This window comes from Pseudomonas sp. RIT411, assembly GCF_003057735.2.
GTDB classification, from domain to species: Bacteria; Pseudomonadota; Gammaproteobacteria; order Pseudomonadales; family Pseudomonadaceae; genus Chryseomonas; species Chryseomonas oryzihabitans.
This window is the reverse complement of sequence record NZ_QBIZ02000004.1, coordinates 246,880-268,456: the sequence shown is the minus strand read 5'-3', so window position 1 is coordinate 268,456 and position 21,577 is coordinate 246,880. Positions and strand designations below refer to the sequence as shown.

The window sequence follows — 21,577 nt, the reverse complement described above, 5'->3', positions numbered from 1 at the left end:
CGGGAGTCCCCCATGTCCCTGCTGCCCTTTCTGCTGTTCGCCCTGGTCGCCTCCATCACCCCGGGGCCGACCAATGTGCTCATCCTCGGCCACAGCGCGCGCCATGGCGCCCGAGCCAGCCTGCCGCTGGTGCTGGGCGGCAGCCTGGGCGCGGTGGTCCTGGTGCTGGTGGTGGGTTTCGGACTCGGCCAGACCCTGGCGCAACACCCCGACTGGCAGCGCGCCCTGGCCTGGGCCGGGGTGCTCTGGCTGAGCTGGCTGGCCTGGCAACTGGCCCGCGCCGGGGCGCCCGCGGTGGCGGACGACAGTGCCCGCCTCGGTTTCGGCGGCACAGCCGGATTGCAGGTGCTCAACCCCAAGAGCTGGAGCATGGCGCTGGCGGTGGTGACCGTCTATGCCGAACCCAGTGCCGATCTCTGGCACCAGGTGCTGGTGCTGGCCCTGGTGTTCCTGCTGGTGTCCGTACCCTGCCTGGGCCTCTGGGCCCTGCTCGGCCGGGTCGCGGCGCATGGTCTGAAATCGACCCGCGCCTGGCGCGGCTTCAACCTGGGGATGGCGGCGCTGCTGCTCGCCTCGGCCTGGGCGACGGTGGTCTAGCGCAACAGGCAGTAGCGGATCAGCGCCTTTTCCACGCTCTGCTTCTGCCTGAGTACCAGCAGCACGACCACCGCCTGTTCCGCAGCCTTGATCTCGTAGAAGACCCGGAAACCGTCATGACTGAATTCACGGTAATGCAGTACGCCCAATTCACTGGCCTGGCGGCTGACGGGAAAAGCCATGGGCGCTGCTGGCAGCTGGCTCTCGACGGCTTCGATCAGCCCGATAACCCTGGCGAGCGCCTTCTGCTGGCTGGTGTGATCGGCCAGATGATGGATCTGATCTTCCAGACTCAGGGTGGCGCACTCGGTAAACCGTAGCGTCACGCTCATTCACGCTCCTGAGAAACGCCCAGCCAGGCGATCCTTGATCTGCGCAGCGGTTTGATGCTGTCCCTCGTCATCCTCACGCGAGCTCATGGCCAGCAACTTGACCAGGGCAATGGCCTCGTCGCGGCGCTGGCGCTCCGCATAGGACTCGACGACATAGGCCGGTACCCCGTTCTGAGTAACGATCATGGGCTCGTCGAGATCCAGATTGGCCGCATGGCGCTTCAAGTAGCTGATGGTTTCGGTTTTCATCGGATGTCCTCTGGGGCCGAATGCCTGGGTTTCCCGACGGAGATGACCCAGGCAGTAATAGATCGCCCATCAGACTACCAGTGGCACACCAGAGAACCAAATACAGACCGAATAAGGACTGGACAGTCCTAAGCTAGACCGGCGCCCCGTCGTGCGTCTGGAGACTGGCCTCCAGATGCTCCAGCCAGGCTCGCACGGCCGGCAGTTGGCCGCGACGGTGGGCGTAGGCGGCCTGCAGATGGCCACCGGGGATGGACCAGTCCGGCAACAGGCGCTGCAGGCGGCCTTCGGCCAGCTCGGCCTGGCAGTAGATCAGCGGCAGCACCGTGTAGCCGAGACCGGCCAGGGCGGCGGTCTTGCGGACACCGAAGTCGTCGATGCCCAACCGGGCCTCCAGGACCAGTTCGCGCCGTTCGCCCTGGGGGCCCACCAGACGCAGATGCACCTTGCGATCCACTTCGAGCGCGCCGAGCAGCGGCAGGCCCAGCAGGGCTTCCGGTGTATCCAGGGACCGGCCGGCGAGCAATTCGGGAGTCGCCACCAGCACCACCGCGGCCTGACGCAACCGCCGCACCACCAGCCCCGGCTCCTCGTCGGCGAGGTCCCGCACGCGCAGGGCGACGTCCACCCCTTCGTTGATGATGTCCACCCGCCGATTGACCAGCAGCATGTCCAGCTGCACCTGGGGATAACGCGCGAGGAACTGCGTCACCACCTCCGGCAGGTACTGCTGCGCCAGGGCCACCGGGCAAGACACGCGCAGCGGGCCGCGCGGTTCGCTGGACAGGCTGGCCGCCGTCTCGGCGGCGCTCTCCGCCTCGCGCAGCAGCGCCTGGCAGTGCACCAGGTAGCGCTCGCCAAGGGTGGTCAGGGTCAGGGTACGGGTGGTGCGCTGCAGCAGCCGCGCGCCCAGGCGCGTCTCCAGCTCGGCGATGCGCCGGGACAGCCGCGACTTGGGAATGCCCAGCAGCCGCCCGGCGGCGGCGAAGCCACCGGCTTCCACCACCTTGGCGAAGTAGGCGAGATCATTGAGGTCTTGCATGGACGATTGTCCTATCCATGGGACGAAGCATCGCATTCTAGGCGACTAATCAGCCGATCGTCTTATCGGTAGTCTGGGCTCATCGCGTCGAACCCTACAGGACTACCGCACATGAAACTCTTGCACATCGATTCCAGCATCCTCGGTGATCATTCCGCCTCCCGTGCCCTGACCGCCAAGGTAGTCGCCGCCCTCAAGGCCGCTACGCCCGGACTGGAGGTCAGCTACCATGACCTCGCCCACGATGCCCTGGGCGACTTCTCCGCCGCCAGCCTGACCGCCGGCGCTACCCCGGCCGAGCAGCGCAGCGCCGAACAGCGCGACGAAGCCGAGCGCAACGCCCGCGCCCTGCAGGAATTCCTCGCCGCCGATGTCCTGGTACTGGGCGCGCCCATGTACAACTTCACCATCCCGACCCAGCTCAAGGCCTGGATCGACCGCATCACCGTGGCCGGCACCACCTTCCGCTACAGCGAAGCCGGTCCGGTGGGTCTCTGTGAAGGCAAGAAGGCGATCATCGTCGCCACCGCGGGCGGCATCCATGCCGGCAAGCCGACTGGACTGGCCCATGCGGACTATCTGAAGCTGGTTTTGAGCTTTCTCGGCATCACCGATGTTCAGACCGTGTATGCCGAAGGCCTGGCCTATGGCGACGAAGCCAAGAGCGCGGCCCTGGCCAGCGCCGAACGCCAGATCGCCGAGCAGTTCGCCTGAGTCCGAACGCCCTCACCCACGGCCCCTCTCCCTCGGGGAGAGGGGAGCTCGCGACTCCTCGCGCGTGGGCAGGGGCAGTCTGAAAAGTCGAGGTCGGAGTGAAGGGGCCCCCACCCCCGGCCCCTCTCCTTGAGGGAGAGGGGAGCTAGAGCCCAGAGATCAAGCTTCGTGACGGCCTGAGCGCCGGAACTCATTCCTCGCGCCATCCCGCTCTTCCCTCTCTCCCTCCGGGAGAGGGCCGGGGTGAGGGCAAGCCCCCGCCTCAGCTGAACCCCACCACCGGATGCGGCACATAGGGCGCTTCCAGGGCACCGATCTCTTCTTCGCTCAGGCGCAGCTCCAGCGCCGCCACCGCATCCTCCAGATGCTGCGGCTTGGACGCCCCGACGATGGGTGCGTCGATCCCTGGCTTCTGCAGCAGCCAGGCCAGGGCCACCTGGGCACGAGGTACGCCACGGGCTTCGGCGATGCGCGCCACGGCGGCGACGATCTGCCGATCGGATTCCTCACTGGCGGTATAGAGCGTCTTGCCGAAGGCATCGCTTTCGGTGCGCGCGGTGCTGGCGTCCCAGTCGCGGGTCAGGCGGCCGCGGGCCAGCGGACTCCAGGGGATCACGCCAATGCCGGCGTCGCGGCACAGCGGCAGCATCTCCCGCTCCTCTTCGCGATTGAGCAGATTCACATGGTTCTGCATGGTAGCGAAACGCGTCCAGCCGTGGCGTTCGGCGGTATGCAGCGCCTTGGCGAATTGCCAGGCGTACATGCTGCTCGCACCGATGTGCAGCGCCTTGCCCGCCTTGACCACGTCATGCAAGGCTTCGAGGGTCTCCTCGATGGGGGTGTGATAGTCCCAGCGGTGGATCTGGTAGAGGTCGACATAGTCGGTGCCCAGCCGCTGCAGGCTGGCGTCGATGGCGGCGAAGATCGCCTTGCGCGACAGGCCGCCGACATTGGGCTTGTCGCGCAGCGGGAAGTACACCTTGGTCGCCAGCACGATCTCCTCGCGCACGGCGTTGGCCTTGAGAAAGCGGCCGACGATCTCTTCGCTGGTGCCGTCGGAGTAGCTGTTGGCGGTGTCGAAGAAGTTGATGCCGAGATCCAGCGCCTTCTTCAGCAACGGCTGGCTCTGGTCTTCCGGCAGGGTCCAGGGGTGATTGCCGCGCTCGGGGACGCCATAGGTCATGCAGCCGAGGCAGAGGGGCGAGATCTTCAGACCGGTGCGGCCTAGATTGCGATAGTTCATGGGGGCCTCCAGGGATGGTCGAAAAGGGTTGACCACGTGGGTCCCGGATCGACTGCAACGAACTTACCGGCTGCCGTCTGGTTCTAGATGAATTCTCATCCACAACCGGAGACGCTCCATGAAGAAATATGCTTCCGCGGTCTGGCAAGGCGGTCTGAAGGATGGCAAGGGCCATATCTCCACCGAGAGCGGCGCGCTCAAGGACAATGCCTACGGCTTCAACACCCGTTTCGAAGACACCCCGGGTACCAATCCCGAGGAACTGATCGGCGCGGCCCATGCCGGTTGCTTCTCCATGGCCTTTTCCATGCTGCTGGGCCAGAACGGTCTGACCCCCGAGCGCATCGAGACCAAGGCCGACGTGACCCTGGACAAGGTCGGCGACGGCTTCGAGATCACCACCATCGATCTGACCATGAAGGCCAAGATCCCCGGTGCCACCCAGGAGCAGTTCACCACCATCGCCAACCAGGCGAAGGAAGGCTGCCCGGTGTCCAAGGTGCTCAAGGGCGCCAAGATCAACCTGAACGCCACGCTCGAAGGCTAAGGGTTTGAGGTGCCTGCCGGTGCCGCCTGGCATCGGCAACACCGCGTCATAAAGGCCGTTCGCAGCGACAGGCCGAATCGCTAGACTGCTCCGACCACGCTTTCGGAGAGCACGATGAACGACTCCCTCTTCATGACCCTCTTTTCCATCCTCGCCGTGTTGCTGCTGAGCGGCGGCATCTACGGCTGCGTGATCCTCAATCGCCAGCGCAAGGACATCGAGAAGAACGACAGCGAAGGCTAGGCCAGGCGCCGACCTGCCAGATAGCGCACGCCCTCGGCACCGAAGCGCTCCGAATGCGGCTGCTGGGCGGCCAGGTGGAAGACCTCGCCAACGCCATAGTGGCGCTCGCCCGTGGCCGTGCGGATGTGCAAGTCGCCCTGGACGACCAGCGCCTTGGCTTCGAAGGGATGAGCATGGGAGTCCAGGCGGCCCAAGGCCTCGCGCTCGACCAGTACCGGCGGCTGGAAGCCCTCGCGGGCGAGTTGCTCGATGAAGGTGATCGGGTCCAAGAGTGCTCCTGACGCTGAAGGGAGATGATCCGCGTCCAGGCTAAAGCGCCCACCTGCTTTTGACCCGTTCAAAATCGCTATGACGGGCCCTGGTACGGACTATGACCGGCCAGGGCCGCTGGCGCGTGGCAGCCCCGGCTGGCCCGAGGTTCCACGTGGAGCATCAGCGTTCCAGCTTGCGTTCGACCTCGGCGGTCTTGCGCCTGATCTCCTCGGCTTCCTGCTCCTTGGTCTTGATATCGGTGGGCGTGATGACCTTGTCGATGCCATCGGTCGGCGTCGATTCCGATTGTTCCATGTCCTTTTTCACCACGTCCACCGGCCGTCCGGCTTCGTCGAGCGCGGGTTCGTTGGGTGGGGTCTTGCCCAGATGGGCATCGGAACGCTGGTCGCTCATGAAGGGCTCTCCTAGGTAGGGTCCTTCTTTCGAGCGCGACGACCGCTGCGGAGTTCGCCCGCCGCTCAATTGCGGATCCGCACCCGTTCCAGATAGGCCAGCAACTGCGCCTGCTCGCTGGCGTCCAGCGGCGCGAAGACCGCTTCCAGGGCCTGGGTGCGCGGCACCTGGGCCTGGTCCAGCGCCTGGCGGCCCTGCTCGGTGAGATGGACCAGCAGCGCCCGGCGATCCTGAGGATGGGGCTCGCGCCGGACCAAGCCGTCGCGCTCCAGGGCATCGAAGGCATCGGTCAGGGTGCGCGGCGCATGGCGCAGCTGTTCGGCGACCTCGCCCGGACGACAGGGGCCCAGGCGTTCCAGCACCTTGAGCACCTTGTAGCGGGCAAAGGAAAGTCCGGAGGCCTTGAGGGTCTCATCCAGTTGTTGGCGCATCTGCCGTTTCAGATCCATCAAGGCTTCGGCAATGGCGGCGGCGGTTGACATGAAAGCTGCTTACCTCGAATATAGTGAGGAACCTCAATGAATGGTACCTCCGCAATGGCGACATCTTTTCACAGCCGCGAGGGCGATGCCAGTGCCCCTCACCTTTTCCAGCGCGTGCGCTTCGACCTCAAGCGCCGCTGGGCAACCGTCGTCCGCCGCGAAGAACTCGGTGGCGACCTGCTGCGCCTGACCTTTGGCGGCAGCGACCTGGCCGATTTCCAGAGCGCGGCCTTCGACGAGCACGTGAAGCTCTTCGTCCCCGCCGACACCACCCCGATTCGCGCCGCCAGCCCCGAACAGCTGGTGGGCCGCCACTACACGCCGCGCCTCTACGATGCCGCCCGTGGCGAACTGGCCATCGACTTCTACCTGCATGAAGCCGGGGTGCTGACCACCTGGGCGCGCCAGGCGCAGCCGGGTGCCGAGCTGATCATTGGTGGACCCAAGGGCGCCCTGGTGCCGCCCGAGGATTTCGACTGGTACCTGCTGGCCGGCGACGAGACCGCCCTACCCGCCATCGCTCGCCGCCTGGAGCAGCTGGCAGCCGGCGTCCGGGTAGTAGTCGTTGCCGAAGTGGCCCGTCCGGGCCTGGAGATCGCCCTGCCGACGGCCGCGGCCGCCGAGATCCGCTGGGTCTATCGCGAGACCGCGGCCGAGGCCCTGGTGCAGGCCCTGGAGCAGCTGGAGCTGCCGCCCGGTGAAGGCTATGCCTGGATCGCCGGCGAGGCCACCCAAGCCCGCGCCGCGCGTCAGGCGCTGTTGGCCAAGGGACTGCCACGGGACTGGGTCAAGGCGGCCGGCTACTGGAAGCTCGGCGAGAGCGACCAGCACGTGAAGGTCGAGGATTGAGCACCGCCACCGCCGTCACCGACGGCCTGCCCCTGCCCCGCCGCTATCGCGCCGTGGCCGCCCTGCTGCTGGCCATCAGCATGACGGTGCTGGACAGCGGCATCGCCAATTTGGCGCTGCCCAGCATCGCCGAGGCCCTGGACGTCTCGGCGGCGGCGGCGGTCTGGATCGTCAGCGCCTATCAGCTGAGTCTGGTGGCCCTGCTGTTTCCCCTGGCCGCGGTGGCCGAGCGTCACGGTCTGCGACCGGTCTTCGCCGCCGGGGTCGGGATCTTCGGCCTGGCCTCCCTGGGCTGCGCCCTGGCGCCGGATCTCGCCAGCCTGGTGGCTGCGCGGGCGCTACAGGGGGTGGGCGCCGCCGCCATCATGTGCGTCAGCGCCGGTATCGTCCGCCTCTCCTATCCGCGCGACCGCCTCGGGCGTGGCATCGCCATCAATGCCCTCTGCGTGGCTCTGGGGTCGGCTGCCGCACCCAGCCTGGGCGCCGCCATCCTGGCCCTGGGTGGCTGGCCCTGGCTGTTCGCCGTCAATGTGCCCGTGGCGGTGCTGATCGCGCTGCTGGTGCACAACCTGCCCAACAGCCCCCGCGCGCAGCGCCGCCTCGACCCGCTCAGCGTGCTGCTCAACGCCCTGCTGTTCTGCGCCGGCATCGGCGGTCTGGGGCGCCTCGGCGCCGCGCCGGTGCAGGGCGTGGGTCTGCTGCTGCTGGCCGCCGCCAGCCTGGTGCTGCTGGTGCGCCGCGAGCGCGGTCTGCCGGCGCCGCTGTTGCCGGTCGATCTGCTGGGGCTGCCGGCCATGCGCCATTCGGTGCTGGCCTCGGTCTGCTCCTTTGCCGCGCAGATGCTCTGCTTTCTCGCCCTGCCCTTCTATCTGCAGCACCAGCTCGGACTGGTGCCCTTGCAGGTGGCCCTGCTGATGCTGGCCTGGCCGCTCACCGTAGCCGTCTCGGCGCAGGTGGCCGGGCGCCTGGCCGACCGCCACCCGCCGCAGCGGCTGTGCATGCTCGGCGGCCTGGGCATCGCCCTGGGGCTGGCCGCGGCGGCGATCATGCCGCTGGAGCGCTCGACCGCCCTGCTGATTCCCTGCCTGATCGTGGGCGGCATCGGCTTCGGCTTCTTCCAGGTGCCCAACAACAGGATCATGCTGACCGCCGCCCCGGCCGGTCGCAACGGCGCCACCGGCGGTGTCCAGGCCACGGCGCGGCAGACCGGCATGGCCCTGGGCGCCGCGGCCCTGGCGCTGCTGCTGCATCTGGATGGCAGCCTGGCCCCGCGGCTGGGACTGGCTCTGGCGGCTGCTCTGGGTCTGGTCGCCGCCTGGTCCAACTGGCGGGCACCGCGCTAGGACTGGGGGCCTGTCTCCGGCCCGAGCAGCGCCCTGAGCGCCTGCTCGCGCTCGGCCGCCGGGCGCTCGCCCAGCAGCCGGACCCGATGAAAGAAGGCCGGCCAGTTGCCCGGGTGCTGTCGATAGAGGGCGGCAAAGGCCGGCACCCACTGTTCGTACAGGCCATAGGGCACCAGCCGCGCATTGTTGAGCGGCTGCTGCATCCAGCCATCGAAGCGGCGGTCGTCCCGCCAGGCCGGGGTGGCGCGCAGCCGCTGGTAATCGCTGCGCAACTGTGCGAAGCGGCGGGCCTTGGCCGCGCGCTTGGCCTCGGCCGTCAATGGCTGGGCATAGAGCCGGGCGAGGTCGGCGCGGGTGGTCAGCAGCAGGGCGCGGAATTGCTGATAGCGGTCTTCGCGCCCCGCGTCCGGCGGGGGTAGACCGCGACTGGCGCGCCATTGCCGCAGGCCTTCGCCCTCGACGAAGGTGGCATAGGACTCGTTGAAGGCGGTATCGCCGGGCAGATAGAAGCGCTGGTGCGCCAGTTCGTGGAAGATCGTCGCCGCCACCTGGTCGTCGTCCCAGCGCAGCATGCTGCTGAGCAGGGGATCGCTGAACCAGCCCAGCGTCGAATAGGCCGGCACGCCACCGACATAGGTGTCCTGGCCCTCGGCCTGCAGCCGCTGCGCCTCGGCCCGCGCCCGGGCTTCCTGGTAGTAGCCGCGATAGGCCACGCAACCGGCGATGGGAAAGCAGTGGGTGGTGGGCCGGGTGGAGAATTCGGCGGTGGCGAAGACGTTCCACAGCACGAAGGGCCGCTTGAGTTCAACGAAACTGCGATAGCTGGCGTTGTCGGGCAAGGCCAGCTCGGCACTGGCGAAGCGGCGGGCCGCCGCCGCGGCAGCCAGGCGTTCGCGCAGGACGGCGGGTCGCGCGGGATCTGCGACGACCGTCGCAATGGGCTCGCGATCACGGATCAGCGCCCATTGGCCCTGTACCATCTGACCGTAGTACCCGACCGAGGTACAACCGCTCAGTCCGATCGCGAGGGACAGCAGCGCCAGCCAACGGCTCGTGCGTTGCGCAGGCAGGGTGCCTGGCTGGGTGGCGCGCCCTTCCCTGCCCGGAGTTGTAGCCGTCATGCGTAGACTGTGCCTGCTGTTGCCTGTGCTGTTCCTAGGTGGTTGTTCCCTGTGGCCGTTGCCCAAGCCGGATCCGGCGCAGGCCTGGATCGATCTGGACAGCGACGGCAAGGCCAAGCTGGAAGCCCTGCGCGCCGACCGCAAGGATCTCGAAGACAGGCGCTACTTCCAGGTCTGGCCGGGGAGCCACGATCTGCAGGTACGCTACCAGTTCGAGGTGCAGCCCACCAACATCGGCGCCCAGGTGGCCGATCCGCTGGCGCGCACCTGCCTGGTGACCCTCAACTACAAGGCCTTCGCCGCGGGCGAGCGCTATCGCCTGGAAGCCGGCCAGACCGGCTGGCGGCCCTGGGCGCGCCTCTATGACGAGCGCAACCAGGAAGTGGCGCGTAGCACTGCCAGTCGTTGCGGCGACGTGTAGACTCGGCTGATCTCCCTGTCGCGAGTCGCCGTCCATGCGCCTGCGCCTGCTGGTCCCCCTGCTGCTCCTGCTCGGTGGCTGCACCACGCCGCTACCCCCCAAGGATCCCCACCAGGCGTGGGTCGATCTGGTGCTGCGCGAACCCGCGGTGGGCGCCTCGCTGCTGGCCGAGGCCCAGGACGGCAAGCGTCTCGACGACGGCCGCTACTTCCAGCTCACCCCCGGCAGCCACAGCCTCAAGGTGAGCTATCGCTACGAACTCTATGGCGGCGGTGGCTTCGGTTCGCGCTTCGGCTGGCGCGAACCGCTGCAGATCCAGTGCTATCTGGAACTGGACTATCCGGACTTCCAGGCCGGTCGGCGCTATCGCCTGGAGGCCGAGAACACCTTTGGCCAGGGCCAGATCACCCTCTACGACGGCCCGCGCGAACTGATGAGCTCCGAGCGCGGCATCTGCTCGCCCTTCTGACCACGGCTGGCAGAGCGGCCGGCACGGTCGGGTGAAGGGCTACTAGGCAGGCACGCTGAGCCAGTCGTCCTGGCTGCGATCCTGGGTGCGGACCGTCAGCGGGCGGCCCTTCTGCTCGCGCAGCTGGCGACTCATGCGCAGGAAATCCTCGCGTTCCATCCAGCGCGGCGCGGGCTGGGCAAGGGACAGAGCTTGGCGAATCCGGGCGAACGGCGACATGGCATTACCCTCTTGGCTAAATACTGTATGCGCAAACAGTACTAAGCCAAGCGGAACTGTACAAGCATCCAGCGGATGAACGGTCTGTCTCCCGGTCCGAGGATCAGTCGTTGCGTTGATAGAGGATCTTGTAGGTGCCGTTGGCGCAGCTGCCCACCACCATGTTGGGATCGCGCACCTCGGCATTGGGGACGGCCTCGAGGGTATAGGCGGTCACCCCGGCCGACTGGATCTTGACCTCGATGTCGGCCTTGAGCTGATCGCAGGACAGGGGTTCGGCCAGCACGGCGGTGCTCAGCAGGGTGGTGCAGCAGAGGAGCGATAGACGCAGCATGGCGGTTTTCCTTGGCGTGATGACCTCTCAGGCTTGGACGCCCGCGCTGTGGCGATGTTCTCAGCGCGGCCCTTTGGCCAGCGAAGCGGTGGAACCTGGAACCCGAACGGTATTTCCGATGGTCATTCCGTTCAGCGAAGTGCTCCCATGTTCCAGTGGTTGAAAGACAATTCCCAGGTCCTCACGCTCTTCGCCCAGTGCTGCACCCTGGGCGTCTGGGTGCTCTATGCGCAGCTCCTGCTCAACAACTACAAGCGCCAGCGCCAGCCGCGGCTGATCATCAACCGCGGCGCCGGCAAGGGCGTGGGCGCCCTCTGCCTGCTGTCCAACATGAGCGCCGAGCCGGTGTTCATCAACCAGCTCACGGTGATCCTCAAGACCAATCGCGAGACGCTCTACACGGATGTCACCGACATCCGCGAGAGCGGCCAGGATGACGTCGATCCCGATCTGGTGCTGGGCCAGGCCACCCACCAGGGACCGCTCAACACCGGCGACTTCACCCACATCGGCACCTTCCAGGGCCTGATTCGCCGCGCCGCCGAGTACAACGGCCTGACCCTGGAAGACCACCGGCCGCCCGAGGGCTGGGTGTTCGAGGGCCTGGAGATCCGCGCGGTGGCCTTCTATGGCTCGGATCACGACCCCATCGGGGTGCGCCGGCGCTTCCGCCTCGGCCAGCACGACGGCCACTACTGCGCGCTGATCGCCGAGGACTGGCAGACCCAGCAGCTGACCACGCGCCGTCAGCGGCGCATGGTGCAGGACGAGTGGATGGTCGAGCTGGAGCCCAAGCCTCAGCCAAAGAACCAGTAGCAGATCAGGATCGAGGCCGTGACCCCGGTGAATTCCGCCAGCAGGGCGCAACCCACCGCATGGCGGGCGCGCTGGATGCCCACCGCGCCGAAGTACACCGCCAGCACATAGAAGGTGGTCTCGGTACTGCCCTGGATGGTCGCCGCCACCAGCGCCGGAAAGCTGTCCACGCCGTGGGTCTGCATGGCCTCGATCAGCAGGGCGCGGGCGGCGCTGCCGGAGAAGGGCTTGACCAGGGCGGTGGGCAGCGCCTCGACGAAGCGGGTGTCCCAGCCAAGGAAGGTCACCGCATGGCGGATGCCTTCGAGAACGGCCTCCAGGGCGCCGGAAGCCCGCAGCACCCCCACCGCGCAGAGCATGGCGACCAGATAGGGCAACAGCGACTTGGCGACGTCGAAGCCTTCCTTGGCGCCTTCGACGAAGGCTTCGTAGACCGGCACCTTGCGCAGGGCGCCAAGGATCATGAACGCCAGGATGATGCCGAACAGCGTCAGGTTGCCGAGCAGCGAGGACAATCCGGCCAGCGCGGTGGCGGTCAGGGTGAAGAGAAAGGCGACGAAGGCGCCGAAGGCCAGGGCGCCGCCGCCGATCCAGGCCAGCACCACCGGATCCCACAACTTCAGCCGCTGCATGAAGGCCACCGAGAACAGCCCCACCAGATTGGCGCAGGTGTGGGCTAGCAGGATCGGCAGGAACACCAGGGTCGGATCGGTGGCACCCTGCTGGGCGCGGTACATGAACACCGTCACCGGCAGCAGCGTCAGCGAAGAGGCGTTGAGCACCAGGAAGAGGATCTGCGCATTGCTCGCCGTGGTGCTGCTGGGATTGAGCTCCTGCAGGGCGCGCATGGCCTTGAGACCGATGGGCGTGGCGGCGTTGTCCAGGCCCAGGCCGTTGGCGGCGAAGTTGAGGGTGATCAGCCCCAGCGCCGGATGACCGCGCGGCACCTCGGGCATCAGCCGGGCGAACAGCGGTCCGAGCAGCCGCGCCAGGGCGTCCACCAGCCCGGCCTTTTCGGCGATGCGCAGGATGCCGAGCCAGAGGGTCAGGGTGCCGAACAGGAGCACCATGACCTCCACCGACAGCTTGGCCATGGCGAACAGACTCTCCACCATGGCGGCGAAGACCCCGGCATTGCCGGCGACCAGCCATTGGCCGAAGGCGCTGATCCCGGCAACGATGAAGAAGCCCAGCCACAACCCGTTGAGCATCGCGGTTCTCCCGGCAAAACGGCGATGATAACCGCAGCGTCCGCTCCCTGCAGGGACGCCGTTCAGTCTGTGGTCATCGCCGCCGGGTTATCCTCTGACCTTTCACGCAATCCGCTGGAGTCCGCCCATGCGTCTGTCCGTTCTCGCCCTGCCACTGGTGCTCGCCGCCAGCCCGGTGTTCGCCTTCAACCTCAATGACGCCGTCAACGCCTACAACAGCGCCAACGGCAACAACAACGCCAAGGCCACCGCCGCCGCGGCGGCCACGCCCCAGGCCCAGGGCCTGCTGCAGGCGCTGACCAGCCAGCTCAACGTCACCCCGCAACAGGCGGTGGGCGGCACCGGCGCCCTGCTCGGCCTGGCCAAGAATCAGCTGGTGGGCAACGACTACCGCCAGCTGGCCAAGGCCGTGCCGGGACTGGACCAGCTGGCCGGCGCCAATGCCACCGGCGGCCTGGCGCAACTGGGCGGCCTGGGCAGTCTGCTCGGCGGTGGTGGTCAGGACGCCAAGCAGAGTCCGCTGGGCAGCCTGCTGGGCAATGTCGACAGCCGCCAGGACGTCGACAAGACCTTCAACGCCCTGGGCATGAACAGCGGCATGACCAGCCAGTTCGCCCAGGTGATCCTTGGCTATCTCGGCAAGCAAGGTACCCAGCCCTCCCTGCTGAGCACCCTGGGCAATGTCTGGGGCCTCTGACGGCGCCCCGCGCTGGCTGACCCAGGCGGCGACCGGCGCGGAGTCGGATCATGCCGAGGCGCCGTGCGGCTGGCTCTATGCCGACCGCGGCTCCCTCACCGAACGCCTGACCGCCCTCAGTGGCGGGCGCTTCGCCGTCGAGGTGATCGCCGAAGGCTGGCAAGCGCTGCGGCCGGACGAGTGCCAGGCGCTGGAGGTGCCGCCGGCCAGCCCTGGCTGGGTGCGCGAGGTCTGGCTGCGCGGTGCTGGCGAGGCCTGGGTCTTCGCCCGCAGCGTGGCGGCGCGCGAGGCCCTGGAAGCGGCGGATTTCGACCTGGCGGCGCTGGGCGAGCGCCCCCTCGGCCACTGGCTGTTCCAGGCGCCGGCCTTTGTCCGCGGACCACTCGAGGCCTGTCGCTATCCGCTGGCCTGGCTGCCCGCAGGGGCGGCCACCACGCCCTGCTGGGCCCGGCGCTCGGTGTTCCGGCGCGGTCCCCTGGCGATCCTGGTGGGCGAGGTCTTCCTGCCGGCCTTCTGGCCGCACGCGCGGCGCGAGGGCGGGTCGACTCATCACGACGGCAGCGGCGAAATCCCAGGGCCCCTATAATCGCCGGGCCCTTCGCCATGCAGCCGTCCGATGAAAAAGAACGCCTCCCGTCCCCGTGATCGCCGTCCCGCCGCGCCCCGCGGTCCCGAGCCCAGCGCCCGGGTGATCGCCACGCGCCCCCGCCGCGAGCGCATCCGCGACTTCGTCCAGCTGACCCGGCTGGACCGTCCCATCGGCATCTATCTGCTGCTCTGGCCCACCCTCTGGGCGCTGTGGATCGCCGCCGAGGGCGTGCCGAGTCTGAAGAATCTGCTGATCTTCGTGCTCGGCGTGGTGCTGATGAGATCGGCCGGCTGCGTGATCAACGACTTCGCCGACCGCAATTTCGACGGCCACGTCGCCCGCACCAAGAACCGCCCCCTGGCCACCGGGCGCATCTCGCCCAAGGAAGCCCTGCTGTTCTTTGCCGTGCTGGTGCTGCTCAGCTTCGGCCTGGTGCTCTGCACCAATGCCACCACCGTCTGGCTGTCCTTTGGCGCCCTGGGCGTGGCGGCGCTCTATCCCTTCATGAAGAGATACACCTACTACCCCCAGGCGGTGCTCGGCGCGGCCTTTTCCTGGGGCATGCCCATGGCCTTCACCGCCGAGACCGGCGAGTTGCCGGCGGCGGCCTGGCTGCTATTCGTCGCCAATGTGATCTGGACGGTGGGCTACGACACCTACTACGCCATGGCCGACCGCGAAGACGATCTCAAGATCGGGGTGAAATCCACCGCCATCCTGTTCGGCGACGCCGACCGGGTGATCATCGCCACCCTGCAGGGCCTGACCCTGTTCTGCCTGGCGCTGGCCGGCGGCCGCTTCGGCCTGGGCCTGCCCTTCTACCTGGGCCTGGTAGTGGCGGCCGGCTGCTTCGCCTGGGAATTCCACGTCACCCGCGACCGTGATCCCCTGGTGTGCTTCAAGGCCTTCCTGCACAACCACTGGGCGGGGCTGGCGATCCTCGTCGGCATCATCGCCGATTACGGACTGCGCTGAGCCGGAGCGCCCGCGGCGGCATCGGCCACCACCTCCGGCAGCGCCTCGGGTTGCGTCGCCGGCACCGCCCGGGCCTTCTTGGCCTTGGACGCCTTGCGGCTCTGCTGCCAGGCCACCGCCAGGCCGCTGGCACAGATAATGAGGATGCCGATCAGCGCGCCGCTGTCCGGCACATGACCGAAGACGAAATAGCCGATGATGCCGGCGGTGACGATCTGGCCGTAGCTGAAGGGCGCCAGCAGCGCCGGTGGCGCATAGCGGAAGGCCTGGGTCAGCAGCAGGTGGCCGGACATGCCGAAGAGGCCGAGCAGGGCCAGCATGAAGCCGTGGGTCAGGGTCGGGATCTCCCAGAAGAAGGGCACCACGCTGCTCAGCACCAGGGTGTTGATGATGCCGGTAAGGAAGTTGCTGGTGGTGGGGCTGTCGATGCCGCTGAGCAAGCGGGTCAGCAGCTGGTAGAGACCGAAGCACACCGCCGAGCAGACCGGTAGCAGCACCGCCGGGGTGAACAGCTGGCCGCCCGGCCGCACGATGATCAGCACCCCGATGAAGCCGGCCAGCACCGCCGCCCACTGGCTGCGGGTCACGGTTTCCTTGAGCAGCGGCACCGACAGCGCCGTCACCATCAGCGGGGCGAGAAAGTTGACCGCCGTGGCCTCGGCCATCGGCAGATAGCGCAGCCCGGTGGTGAAGAACAGGCTGCAACCGATTAGGCACAGCGCCCTGAGCACCTGCAGGCCGGGTCGCTTGGTGCGGATCACCGCCAGTCCCGAGCGCGGGATGAAGATGCCCATCATCAGCAGGGTGTGGGAGAGGTAGCGGGCCCAGACCACCATGACTACCGGATAGAAGCCGGACAGGTACTTGGAGAGGGCATCGTGGGAGGCGAACAGCCAGACCGCGAGGCAGATCAGGGCGATGCCCTTGAGCGGCTGGTCGGCGAATCTCAGAGTGGGTCCTGCTGGGGCGCTCATTGGACTCCCGTGGCGCTTGGAGCCTGTTCAAAGTCTGCTGCGCGTCGGCCAAACGTCGTTGAAAATGCCTTCGGAATGCTCATTTACCCTTTGTAAACTCCGCTTCCTCAGGCCTTTTCGCCTTGTTTGTCGCTAGCTCGCGAGACCTTGAACACGCTCTGACGGCGGTCCCTGACCGCCTGCGTGATCCGGCCGTCCTGCACGGCGGTCCGTCGGCGTGGGCACCGACTCGGGACATGGACCTCGACGATGGCGGAGTGTGCCGTCGAGCACCCATCCTGTCGCCCTCAGGACCGCAATACCGGGCGATATTTCAATAGCTTACTAACTATGGCCCGGCGCGCGGCCCGGTCTCTTCCGAGCTTAGTCCAAGGGGCCCGTCGATCTCAATGCGCTTGGCCGACGACTTCGCTGACGGCCCGCACAAACGCCTCGTCCGCTTCCAGCGCCCCGGGGATCTGTTCGCGCAGATAGGCCACCCAGGTGCGGATCTTGGCATCCAGGTACTGCCGCGAGGCATAGAGGGCATAGGCATTGAGCCGCTGCAGGCGATAGGCCGGCAGCACCCGCACCAGGCTGCCGTCGCGCAGGCCGTCCACCGCCGAATAGAGCGGCAGCACGCCGATGCCCAGGCCCTGGCGCAGGGCTTCGGTCATGGCGTCGCCGACGTTGACCTGGAAGGGGGTCTCGCCGATGCGATAGGTCTCAGGGCCGTTGGGGCCCTCGAAGTGCCAGCGGTCGAAGGACACCACCGGACTGATGAATCTCAGGCAGGCGTGGTCGGCCAGCTCCGCCGGCGTCTGTGGCTGACCATGCTCCGCCAGGTAGGCGGGCGAGGCGCAGAGGATGCTGTAGGTGTGGCCGATCTGCTGGGAGACGAAGCCGGAATCGGGTAGCTCGGCCGCCACCACGATGGCCAGGTCGAAACCCTCTTCGAGCAGATCGGGAATGCGGTTGGCCATGGTCAGGTCGAAGCGCACCTCGGGGTGCAGGGCGCGATAGCCGGCGATGGCGCGGATCACGTAGTGCTGACCGATGCCGGTCATGCTGTGCACCCGCAGCCGTCCCTCGGGGCGCGCCTGGGCGTGCCCGGCCTCGGCTTCGGCTTCCTCGACATAGGCGAGGATCTGCTCGCAGCGCGCCAGGTAGCGCTGGCCGGCCTCGGTCAGGGCGATGCGTCTCGTGGTCCGGTGCAGCAGGCGGGTGCGCAGATGGGTTTCCAGATGGGCCACCGCCCGGGAGACGTGGGCCGTGGTGGTCTGCAGCGTCTGGGCCGCCCCAGTGAAGCTGCCGCTCTCCACCACGGCGACGAAAACGCGCATGTTGTGCAGGGTGTCCATGCCGCCTCGACAGTCGGGAAAAGCGTCATTCTCCATATTATTTCAGTATGTGAAACAAAGATTCGCCGGTTCGCGCGCTAATCGGCCACCCTGGAATTTTATAGAATCGTTAGCAGCCTAATGGTAATGTCCGCTGACCGCTCGGTTCGCGGGCATCTCCTACCGGCGTCCTCTTCAGTTCCAGCTCATCTCGCCTACCGCGCTGCGCCCTCTCAGCCAGACGCCGGTATGGCCTTGTTGCCAACGGACCCCCACGTGTCGCCTTTCTCTAGCAGAGCCTGGCCTGCGCTCACGGTGGTCGCCCTCGCGACCCTGCTGGCCGGCTGTATCGGTACCGGTCACAACGCGCCCCAGGCGCAGCGTCTCGACGATCAGGCGCTGGCCACCGACGCCGCCATCCAGGCCGCCGCCGGCCAGGCCGCCTGGCCCGCGCGCCAGTGGTGGCGCGCCTATGGCGATCCCCAGCTGGATGCCTGGATCGGCAGTGCCCTGGCCGACAACCCGCGCCTGGTCACGGCCGCCGCCCGGGTGCGCCGCGCCGAGTCCCTGGCGGGCCTGGCCGAATCCCGGGAAGCCCTGCAGGTCGAGGGCAAGGGCGCCTTCAAGCGCTACAGCTGGCCCACGGACGGCTTCTATGGCCCGGGCGAGCTGGCCGATCGCACCACCTGGAACAACAATGCCGAACTGGGCCTGAGCTATGCCCTGGACTTCTGGGGCCGCGAGCGCGACGCCAGCGCCCAGGCCCTGGACCAGGCCCATCAGGCCGCTGCCGAGGTGCGCGCCGCCGAACTGGAGCTGACCGGCAACATCGTCCGCAGCTACATCGGCTTCGCCCTGCACCACGACCAGCGCGACATCCTCGCCGCCACCCTGGAGCAGCAGCGGCAACTGGCCGACCTGGCCCAGCGCCAGCTGGACGGTGGCCTCGGCACCCAGTTCGAGGTCAGCCAGGCGCGCGCCCTGCTGCCCGAGACCGAACGCCAGCTGGAAGCCCTGGACGAGACCCTGGCGCTGGATCGCAACCAGCTCGCCGCCCTGGCCGGCAAGGGCCCGGGCGCCGGCGCCCGCCTGCAGCGGCCGCGCCTGAGCCTGGGCGCGGCGCCACGCCTGCCTAGCGCCCTGCCCCTGGAATTGGTCGGCAAGCGTCCCGACGTGGTGGCGCGCCGCTGGCAGATCGCCGCCGCGGCCAAGGGCGTGGACGTCGCCCGCGCCAGCTTCTATCCCAACATCGACCTGGTGGCCAACGTCGGCCAGTTCCTGACCCTGGGCCGCCTCAGCGAGATGCTGACCCACGCCAAGACCGGCTCCTTCATCGGCCCCGCGTTCTCCCTGCCGATCTATGACGGCGGCGCCCTGCGCAGTCGTCTCGGCGCGGAATCGGCGGCCTACGACATGGCCGTCAGCGCCTACAACCAGACTCTGGTGGACGCCCTCAAGGACATCTCCGACGCGCTGATCAAGGCCGACTCGGCGGCCAGGCAGGCCACCCTCGCCGACCAGGCCAGCCAGGAAGCCCAGCGCACCTACGACATCGCCCGCGAGGCCTTTCGCCGCGGCCTGACCGACTACCTGCACGTGCTGGACGCCCAGACCCGGTTGTTCGCCCAGGAGCGGGTCACCGCCCAGGTGCATGCCCTGCGCCTGGCCGCCCAGGCCGCTGCCCTGGTCGCCCTCGGCGGCGGCGCGGACCTCGAACGCGGCCCGGGCGACCACGATCTGGTGCCGGCGCGCGTGGCCGTCGAGCGAGCCCCCCGGTGAGTGCCGGCACCACCGCCGGCGCGCCGCTGCGCCAGGCCCTCGGCGCCTGGGCGCGCAGCGACGGCAGCCTCTGGCTCTACCAGGCCAAGATGCTGCTCGCCGCCAGCCTGACCCTCTGGCTGGCCATGCGCCTGCAACTGCCGCACCCCAGTTCGGCGGTGATCACCGTGTTCATCGTCATGCAGCCGCAGAGCGGCCAGGTCCTGGCCAAGAGCTTCTACCGGGTCATGGGGACCCTGCTGGGACTGGCGGTGATGCTGGTGCTGATCGCCCTGTTCGCCCAAGAGCGAGTGCCCTTCCTGATCTTTCTGGCGCTGTGGATCGGCCTCTGCGTGGCCGGCTCGGCGCGCTACCGGGACTTTCGCAGCTATGCCTGCATGCTGGCAGGCTATACCGCCGCGCTGATCGGCATCCCTGCCGCGCTCAATGCCGACACCGCCTTCATGTCGGCGGTGATGCGGGTGCTGGCCATCACCCTGGGCGTGCTCTGCAGCGGCGCGGTGAGCGCGGCGGTCTTTCCGCAGACCAGCGCCACGGCCATGCGCGCGACCCTCTATCGGCGCATGGGCGGCTTCGCCGGACTGGCCGCCGACGTCCTGCGCGGGCGGCTCGACCGGCCCACCCTGGAAGCCGCGGGCGTGCGCCTGGCCGCCGAAGCGGTGGGGCTGGAAAGCCTGCGCAGCGCCTCGGCCTTCGAAGACCCGCACATGCGCATGCGCAGCGGCCGCCTGGCCCGGCTGAACGCCGAATTCATGGGCCTGACCACCCGCCTGCATGCCCTCAGCCGCCTGCTGATGCGCCTGCGCGAACGCGACGCCCAGCTGCCACTGACGGCCCTCGAACGCCTCTGGGCGCCGCTGCTGGAACTGTTCGAGGAATGGCGCGGCCAGGCGCTCACCGACCGCGCGGCCCTGACGGCGGCGGCGCGTCTGGAACAGCTGCACCAGGGGCTGCGGCCGCGCATTCGCGCCCTGCGCGCCGAGTTGCCGCCCTTGAGCGAAACCGACCGGCGCGACTTCGAGACCGCCGTGGAGCTGCTCTTTCGCTTCACCGGCGAATGGCACGGCTATCTGCAGACCCACGCTTCCCTGGCCGCGCCGCGGCACAGTCGCGAGCAGTGGAAGCCGCGCTTCGTGGCCAAGGCCAATGCCCTGGGCGCGGCGGTCACCGGTATCCGCAGCGCCTTTCTGGTGCTGGTGCTGGGCGCCTTCTGGATCGCCAGTGCCTATCCCAGCGGCGGCATGCTGGCGCTCAACGCCGCAGCCGTCTCGGCGCTGGCCTCGGCCTCGCCGGATCCCAAGCGCACCGCGCTGCAGATGGCCGTCGGCGCCAGTGGCGGCGTGGTGCTGGGCTTCTTCCTGACCTTCTTCGTCTTTCCCTGGATCACCGGCCTGCCGCTGCTGCTGCTGACCCTGGCGCCAGTGTTCATGCTCGGCACCTGGATCTCCCTGCGCCCGGGCTGGATGGGCTATGGCCTGGGTTGCCTGGTGTTCTTCTGCTTCACCTCGATTCCCGACAATCCGCCGGTCTACGACGCCTACGCCTTCATCAACAACGGCATCGCCGTGGTCCTGTCGATGGTGATCACCGCGGCGGTCTCTGCGGTGCTGCTGCCGCCCAACAGCCCCTGGCTGTGGCGCCGGCTGGAACGGGACCTGCGCCAACAGCTGGTGCGGGCGGTGAGCGCGCCGCTGCCGCACCTGGCACCGGCCTTCGAGGGCCAGACCCGCGATCTGCTCAACCAGGCCTATGGCGTCAGCGCCGGGCGCGGCGAGGCGCAGCGGCGCCTGATCGGCTGGGCCTTCGCGGTGCTGGAAATCGGCCATGCGGTGATCGAGTTGCGCCAGCTGCAGGCGCGCCTGCCGAACGCGCCACGCTATGCCGAGGGCAGCGCCTGGCGCCAGGCCATCCGGGTGCTCGGACGCGCCCTGGTGCGTCTCTTCCTCAAGCCCGGCGCGGAAAATCTGCGCCGGGCGCTGGCGGCGGTGGATGCGGCCCTGGCCGCCGTGACGGTCGTGACCGAACCGCCGGAACTGCCCTATGACGAGTCGCCGCTGCGCCAGGTGCAAAGCGACCTGCACTTCATCCGCAGCGCCCTGCTCGATCCCCAGGGGCCGCTGGCCCGCTATCTCGAGATCCCCCATGCCACGTGAAATCGCCTTCCACGGCCTCTACCTGCCCACCGTGACGGTGCTGTTCCTGGTCGCCGCCCTGCTCGCCTGGGCGCTGGACCGGGTGCTCGCCGCGGTCGGTCTCTATCACGTCGTCTGGCATCCGGCGCTGCTGCGCCTGGCCCTGTTCATCTGCCTCTACTGCGCCCTGGCGCTGTGCGTCTATCGCTAGGAC

At 68.1% G+C, this 21,577-nt stretch carries 28 protein-coding genes; 15 read left to right on the top strand and 13 right to left on the bottom strand.

All coding sequences use genetic code 11. The features are described from left to right. Positions 1–12 precede the first annotated feature (12 nt). Complete coding sequence (locus tag DBY63_RS08810) at positions 13–597, top strand: LysE family translocator (RefSeq protein ID WP_108582248.1); 585 nt, start codon at positions 13–15, stop codon at positions 595–597. Here DBY63_RS08810 and DBY63_RS08805 read toward each other — a convergent pair. From DBY63_RS08805 to DBY63_RS08795, 3 genes are all read right to left on the bottom strand, one after another. Then, positions 594–929: a type II toxin-antitoxin system RelE/ParE family toxin gene (locus tag DBY63_RS08805; RefSeq protein ID WP_108582247.1), complete on the bottom strand. Its 336-nt coding sequence runs from the start codon at positions 927–929 to the stop codon at positions 594–596. The two genes, DBY63_RS08810 and DBY63_RS08805, sit on opposite strands and share 4 nt — an antisense overlap. Beyond that, positions 930–1,178 (bottom strand): type II toxin-antitoxin system Phd/YefM family antitoxin, encoded by a 249-nt coding sequence (locus tag DBY63_RS08800; RefSeq protein WP_027597296.1) that lies wholly within the window; start codon positions 1,176–1,178, stop codon positions 930–932. Positions 1,179–1,311: 133 nt separating this feature from the next. Further along, positions 1,312–2,220 (bottom strand): LysR substrate-binding domain-containing protein, encoded by a 909-nt coding sequence (locus tag DBY63_RS08795; RefSeq protein WP_074583265.1) that lies wholly within the window; start codon positions 2,218–2,220, stop codon positions 1,312–1,314. Positions 2,221–2,331: 111 nt separating this feature from the next. Between DBY63_RS08795 and DBY63_RS08790 the strand changes: the two genes are divergently transcribed. After that, entirely contained in the window at positions 2,332–2,934 is a 603-nt protein-coding gene (locus tag DBY63_RS08790) for an NAD(P)H-dependent oxidoreductase (protein ID WP_027597294.1), read from the top strand. A 262-nt stretch (positions 2,935–3,196) separates the two neighbouring features. Here the strand turns inward: DBY63_RS08790 and DBY63_RS08785 are convergent, their stop codons facing one another. After that, positions 3,197–4,177 (bottom strand): aldo/keto reductase, encoded by a 981-nt coding sequence (locus DBY63_RS08785; protein ID WP_058791826.1) that lies wholly within the window; start codon positions 4,175–4,177, stop codon positions 3,197–3,199. A 118-nt stretch (positions 4,178–4,295) separates the two neighbouring features. Between DBY63_RS08785 and DBY63_RS08780 the strand changes: the two genes are divergently transcribed. Next, positions 4,296–4,724 (top strand): OsmC family protein, encoded by a 429-nt coding sequence (locus DBY63_RS08780; RefSeq protein ID WP_007160229.1) that lies wholly within the window; start codon positions 4,296–4,298, stop codon positions 4,722–4,724. Between the two features lie 114 nt (positions 4,725–4,838). After that, positions 4,839–4,967 carry a hypothetical protein gene (locus DBY63_RS25185; RefSeq protein ID WP_256594365.1) on the top strand — a complete coding sequence of 43 codons (129 nt, stop codon included), beginning with the start codon at positions 4,839–4,841 and terminating at the stop codon, positions 4,965–4,967. On the opposite strand, the gene DBY63_RS08775 is transcribed toward DBY63_RS25185, so the two are convergent. The 3 genes from DBY63_RS08775 to DBY63_RS08765 form a co-directional block, all read right to left on the bottom strand. Next, positions 4,964–5,236 (bottom strand): cupin, encoded by a 273-nt coding sequence (locus tag DBY63_RS08775; protein ID WP_108582246.1) that lies wholly within the window; start codon positions 5,234–5,236, stop codon positions 4,964–4,966. The genes DBY63_RS25185 and DBY63_RS08775 overlap by 4 nt on opposite strands. A 163-nt stretch (positions 5,237–5,399) precedes the next feature. After that, the gene (locus DBY63_RS08770; protein ID WP_044341205.1) at positions 5,400–5,633 is read right to left on the bottom strand and encodes a hypothetical protein; all 234 of its coding nucleotides are present in this window, start codon (positions 5,631–5,633) and stop codon (positions 5,400–5,402) included. A gap of 65 nt (positions 5,634–5,698) precedes the next feature. Beyond that, positions 5,699–6,115, bottom strand: a complete 417-nt coding sequence (locus DBY63_RS08765; RefSeq protein WP_044341206.1) for a MarR family transcriptional regulator — start codon at positions 6,113–6,115, stop codon at positions 5,699–5,701. A gap of 54 nt (positions 6,116–6,169) precedes the next feature. Between DBY63_RS08765 and DBY63_RS08760 the strand changes: the two genes are divergently transcribed. Both DBY63_RS08760 and DBY63_RS08755 read left to right on the top strand, forming a co-directional pair. After that, entirely contained in the window at positions 6,170–6,964 is a 795-nt protein-coding gene (locus tag DBY63_RS08760) for a siderophore-interacting protein (RefSeq protein ID WP_108582268.1), read from the top strand. Beyond that, positions 6,961–8,307, top strand: a complete 1,347-nt coding sequence (locus DBY63_RS08755) for an MFS transporter (protein WP_108582245.1) — start codon at positions 6,961–6,963, stop codon at positions 8,305–8,307. Before DBY63_RS08760 ends, DBY63_RS08755 begins: the two co-directional genes overlap by 4 nt. Here DBY63_RS08755 and DBY63_RS08750 read toward each other — a convergent pair. Then, positions 8,304–9,428, bottom strand: a complete 1,125-nt coding sequence (locus DBY63_RS08750) for an aminopeptidase (protein WP_108582244.1) — start codon at positions 9,426–9,428, stop codon at positions 8,304–8,306. The genes DBY63_RS08755 and DBY63_RS08750 overlap by 4 nt on opposite strands. On the opposite strand from DBY63_RS08750, the gene DBY63_RS08745 reads away from it, so the two are divergent. Both DBY63_RS08745 and DBY63_RS08740 read left to right on the top strand, forming a co-directional pair. After that, on the top strand, positions 9,427–9,849 hold the full coding sequence (locus tag DBY63_RS08745; protein ID WP_007160221.1) for a hypothetical protein: 423 nt from the start codon (positions 9,427–9,429) through the stop codon (positions 9,847–9,849). The two genes, DBY63_RS08750 and DBY63_RS08745, sit on opposite strands and share 2 nt — an antisense overlap. 34 nt (positions 9,850–9,883) lie before the next feature. Next, positions 9,884–10,318, top strand: a complete 435-nt coding sequence (locus DBY63_RS08740; RefSeq protein ID WP_027600560.1) for a hypothetical protein — start codon at positions 9,884–9,886, stop codon at positions 10,316–10,318. 42 nt (positions 10,319–10,360) lie between these two features. On the opposite strand, the gene DBY63_RS24985 is transcribed toward DBY63_RS08740, so the two are convergent. Both DBY63_RS24985 and DBY63_RS08735 read right to left on the bottom strand, forming a co-directional pair. Then, a complete protein-coding gene (locus DBY63_RS24985; RefSeq protein ID WP_007160219.1) occupies positions 10,361–10,537 on the bottom strand; it encodes a hypothetical protein in 177 nt (58 codons plus the stop codon). A gap of 103 nt (positions 10,538–10,640) precedes the next feature. Then, positions 10,641–10,871, bottom strand: coding sequence for a DUF1161 domain-containing protein (locus tag DBY63_RS08735; protein WP_027597286.1), 231 nt, complete (start codon positions 10,869–10,871; stop codon positions 10,641–10,643). Positions 10,872–11,018: 147 nt separating this feature from the next. On the opposite strand from DBY63_RS08735, the gene DBY63_RS08730 reads away from it, so the two are divergent. Continuing rightward, positions 11,019–11,687: a hypothetical protein gene (locus DBY63_RS08730; protein WP_042135074.1), complete on the top strand. Its 669-nt coding sequence runs from the start codon at positions 11,019–11,021 to the stop codon at positions 11,685–11,687. Here the strand turns inward: DBY63_RS08730 and DBY63_RS08725 are convergent. Beyond that, complete coding sequence (locus DBY63_RS08725; protein ID WP_108582243.1) at positions 11,669–12,898, bottom strand: spore maturation protein; 1,230 nt, start codon at positions 12,896–12,898, stop codon at positions 11,669–11,671. The genes DBY63_RS08730 and DBY63_RS08725 overlap by 19 nt on opposite strands. A gap of 127 nt (positions 12,899–13,025) precedes the next feature. On the opposite strand from DBY63_RS08725, the gene DBY63_RS08720 reads away from it, so the two are divergent. From DBY63_RS08720 to ubiA, 3 genes are read left to right on the top strand one after another with little or no spacing between them, the layout of a single operon-like run. Then, on the top strand, positions 13,026–13,595 hold the full coding sequence (locus tag DBY63_RS08720) for a DUF2780 domain-containing protein (protein WP_027597285.1): 570 nt from the start codon (positions 13,026–13,028) through the stop codon (positions 13,593–13,595). Further along, entirely contained in the window at positions 13,579–14,181 is a 603-nt protein-coding gene (locus tag DBY63_RS08715) for a chorismate lyase (RefSeq protein WP_108582242.1), read from the top strand. The genes DBY63_RS08720 and DBY63_RS08715 overlap by 17 nt, the downstream gene beginning before the upstream one ends. A gap of 30 nt (positions 14,182–14,211) precedes the next feature. Beyond that, the gene (ubiA, locus tag DBY63_RS08710; protein ID WP_037006596.1) at positions 14,212–15,159 is read left to right on the top strand and encodes a 4-hydroxybenzoate octaprenyltransferase; all 948 of its coding nucleotides are present in this window, start codon (positions 14,212–14,214) and stop codon (positions 15,157–15,159) included. Here the strand turns inward: ubiA and DBY63_RS08705 are convergent. Further along, complete coding sequence (locus DBY63_RS08705) at positions 15,144–16,133, bottom strand: DMT family transporter (RefSeq protein ID WP_027597282.1); 990 nt, start codon at positions 16,131–16,133, stop codon at positions 15,144–15,146. The two genes, ubiA and DBY63_RS08705, sit on opposite strands and share 16 nt — an antisense overlap. Before the next feature lie 386 nt (positions 16,134–16,519). Next, positions 16,520–17,473: a LysR family transcriptional regulator gene (locus tag DBY63_RS08700; protein ID WP_027597281.1), complete on the bottom strand. Its 954-nt coding sequence runs from the start codon at positions 17,471–17,473 to the stop codon at positions 16,520–16,522. A gap of 255 nt (positions 17,474–17,728) precedes the next feature. Here DBY63_RS08700 and DBY63_RS08695 point away from each other — a divergent pair, with 255 nt between their 5' ends. From DBY63_RS08695 to DBY63_RS08685, 3 genes are read left to right on the top strand one after another with little or no spacing between them, the layout of a single operon-like run. Next, positions 17,729–19,231 (top strand): efflux transporter outer membrane subunit, encoded by a 1,503-nt coding sequence (locus DBY63_RS08695; protein WP_256594364.1) that lies wholly within the window; start codon positions 17,729–17,731, stop codon positions 19,229–19,231. Further along, on the top strand, positions 19,228–21,384 hold the full coding sequence (locus DBY63_RS08690; protein WP_044341213.1) for an FUSC family protein: 2,157 nt from the start codon (positions 19,228–19,230) through the stop codon (positions 21,382–21,384). Before DBY63_RS08695 ends, DBY63_RS08690 begins: the two co-directional genes overlap by 4 nt. Beyond that, positions 21,374–21,574 carry a DUF1656 domain-containing protein gene (locus tag DBY63_RS08685; protein WP_007160208.1) on the top strand — a complete coding sequence of 67 codons (201 nt, stop codon included), beginning with the start codon at positions 21,374–21,376 and terminating at the stop codon, positions 21,572–21,574. Before DBY63_RS08690 ends, DBY63_RS08685 begins: the two co-directional genes overlap by 11 nt. The last annotated feature ends 3 nt before the right edge of the window (positions 21,575–21,577 follow it).

What these genes read in the sequence shown, in the direction of transcription:
- DBY63_RS08795 (WP_074583265.1), bottom strand. Translation starts at nt 2,220, where the DNA reads ATGCAAGACCTCAATGATCTCGCCTACTTCGCCAAGGTGGTGGAAGCC.
- DBY63_RS08760 (WP_108582268.1), top strand. Translation starts at nt 6,170, where the DNA reads ATGGCGACATCTTTTCACAGCCGCGAGGGCGATGCCAGTGCCCCTCAC.
- DBY63_RS08730 (WP_042135074.1), top strand. Translation starts at nt 11,019, where the DNA reads ATGTTCCAGTGGTTGAAAGACAATTCCCAGGTCCTCACGCTCTTCGCC.
- DBY63_RS24985 (WP_007160219.1), bottom strand. Translation starts at nt 10,537, where the DNA reads ATGTCGCCGTTCGCCCGGATTCGCCAAGCTCTGTCCCTTGCCCAGCCC.
- DBY63_RS08805 (WP_108582247.1), bottom strand. Translation starts at nt 929, where the DNA reads ATGAGCGTGACGCTACGGTTTACCGAGTGCGCCACCCTGAGTCTGGAA.
- DBY63_RS08790 (WP_027597294.1), top strand. Translation starts at nt 2,332, where the DNA reads ATGAAACTCTTGCACATCGATTCCAGCATCCTCGGTGATCATTCCGCC.
- DBY63_RS08745 (WP_007160221.1), top strand. Translation starts at nt 9,427, where the DNA reads ATGCGTAGACTGTGCCTGCTGTTGCCTGTGCTGTTCCTAGGTGGTTGT.
- DBY63_RS08715 (WP_108582242.1), top strand. Translation starts at nt 13,579, where the DNA reads ATGTCTGGGGCCTCTGACGGCGCCCCGCGCTGGCTGACCCAGGCGGCG.
- DBY63_RS08685 (WP_007160208.1), top strand. Translation starts at nt 21,374, where the DNA reads ATGCCACGTGAAATCGCCTTCCACGGCCTCTACCTGCCCACCGTGACG.
- DBY63_RS08810 (WP_108582248.1), top strand. Translation starts at nt 13, where the DNA reads ATGTCCCTGCTGCCCTTTCTGCTGTTCGCCCTGGTCGCCTCCATCACC.
- DBY63_RS08765 (WP_044341206.1), bottom strand. Translation starts at nt 6,115, where the DNA reads ATGTCAACCGCCGCCGCCATTGCCGAAGCCTTGATGGATCTGAAACGG.
- DBY63_RS25185 (WP_256594365.1), top strand. Translation starts at nt 4,839, where the DNA reads ATGAACGACTCCCTCTTCATGACCCTCTTTTCCATCCTCGCCGTGTTG.
- DBY63_RS08780 (WP_007160229.1), top strand. Translation starts at nt 4,296, where the DNA reads ATGAAGAAATATGCTTCCGCGGTCTGGCAAGGCGGTCTGAAGGATGGC.
- DBY63_RS08725 (WP_108582243.1), bottom strand. Translation starts at nt 12,898, where the DNA reads ATGCTCAACGGGTTGTGGCTGGGCTTCTTCATCGTTGCCGGGATCAGC.
- DBY63_RS08735 (WP_027597286.1), bottom strand. Translation starts at nt 10,871, where the DNA reads ATGCTGCGTCTATCGCTCCTCTGCTGCACCACCCTGCTGAGCACCGCC.
- DBY63_RS08740 (WP_027600560.1), top strand. Translation starts at nt 9,884, where the DNA reads ATGCGCCTGCGCCTGCTGGTCCCCCTGCTGCTCCTGCTCGGTGGCTGC.
- DBY63_RS08770 (WP_044341205.1), bottom strand. Translation starts at nt 5,633, where the DNA reads ATGAGCGACCAGCGTTCCGATGCCCATCTGGGCAAGACCCCACCCAAC.
- DBY63_RS08800 (WP_027597296.1), bottom strand. Translation starts at nt 1,178, where the DNA reads ATGAAAACCGAAACCATCAGCTACTTGAAGCGCCATGCGGCCAATCTG.
- DBY63_RS08700 (WP_027597281.1), bottom strand. Translation starts at nt 17,473, where the DNA reads ATGGACACCCTGCACAACATGCGCGTTTTCGTCGCCGTGGTGGAGAGC.
- DBY63_RS08720 (WP_027597285.1), top strand. Translation starts at nt 13,026, where the DNA reads ATGCGTCTGTCCGTTCTCGCCCTGCCACTGGTGCTCGCCGCCAGCCCG.
- DBY63_RS08785 (WP_058791826.1), bottom strand. Translation starts at nt 4,177, where the DNA reads ATGAACTATCGCAATCTAGGCCGCACCGGTCTGAAGATCTCGCCCCTC.
- DBY63_RS08750 (WP_108582244.1), bottom strand. Translation starts at nt 9,428, where the DNA reads ATGACGGCTACAACTCCGGGCAGGGAAGGGCGCGCCACCCAGCCAGGC.
- ubiA (WP_037006596.1), top strand. Translation starts at nt 14,212, where the DNA reads ATGAAAAAGAACGCCTCCCGTCCCCGTGATCGCCGTCCCGCCGCGCCC.
- DBY63_RS08705 (WP_027597282.1), bottom strand. Translation starts at nt 16,133, where the DNA reads ATGAGCGCCCCAGCAGGACCCACTCTGAGATTCGCCGACCAGCCGCTC.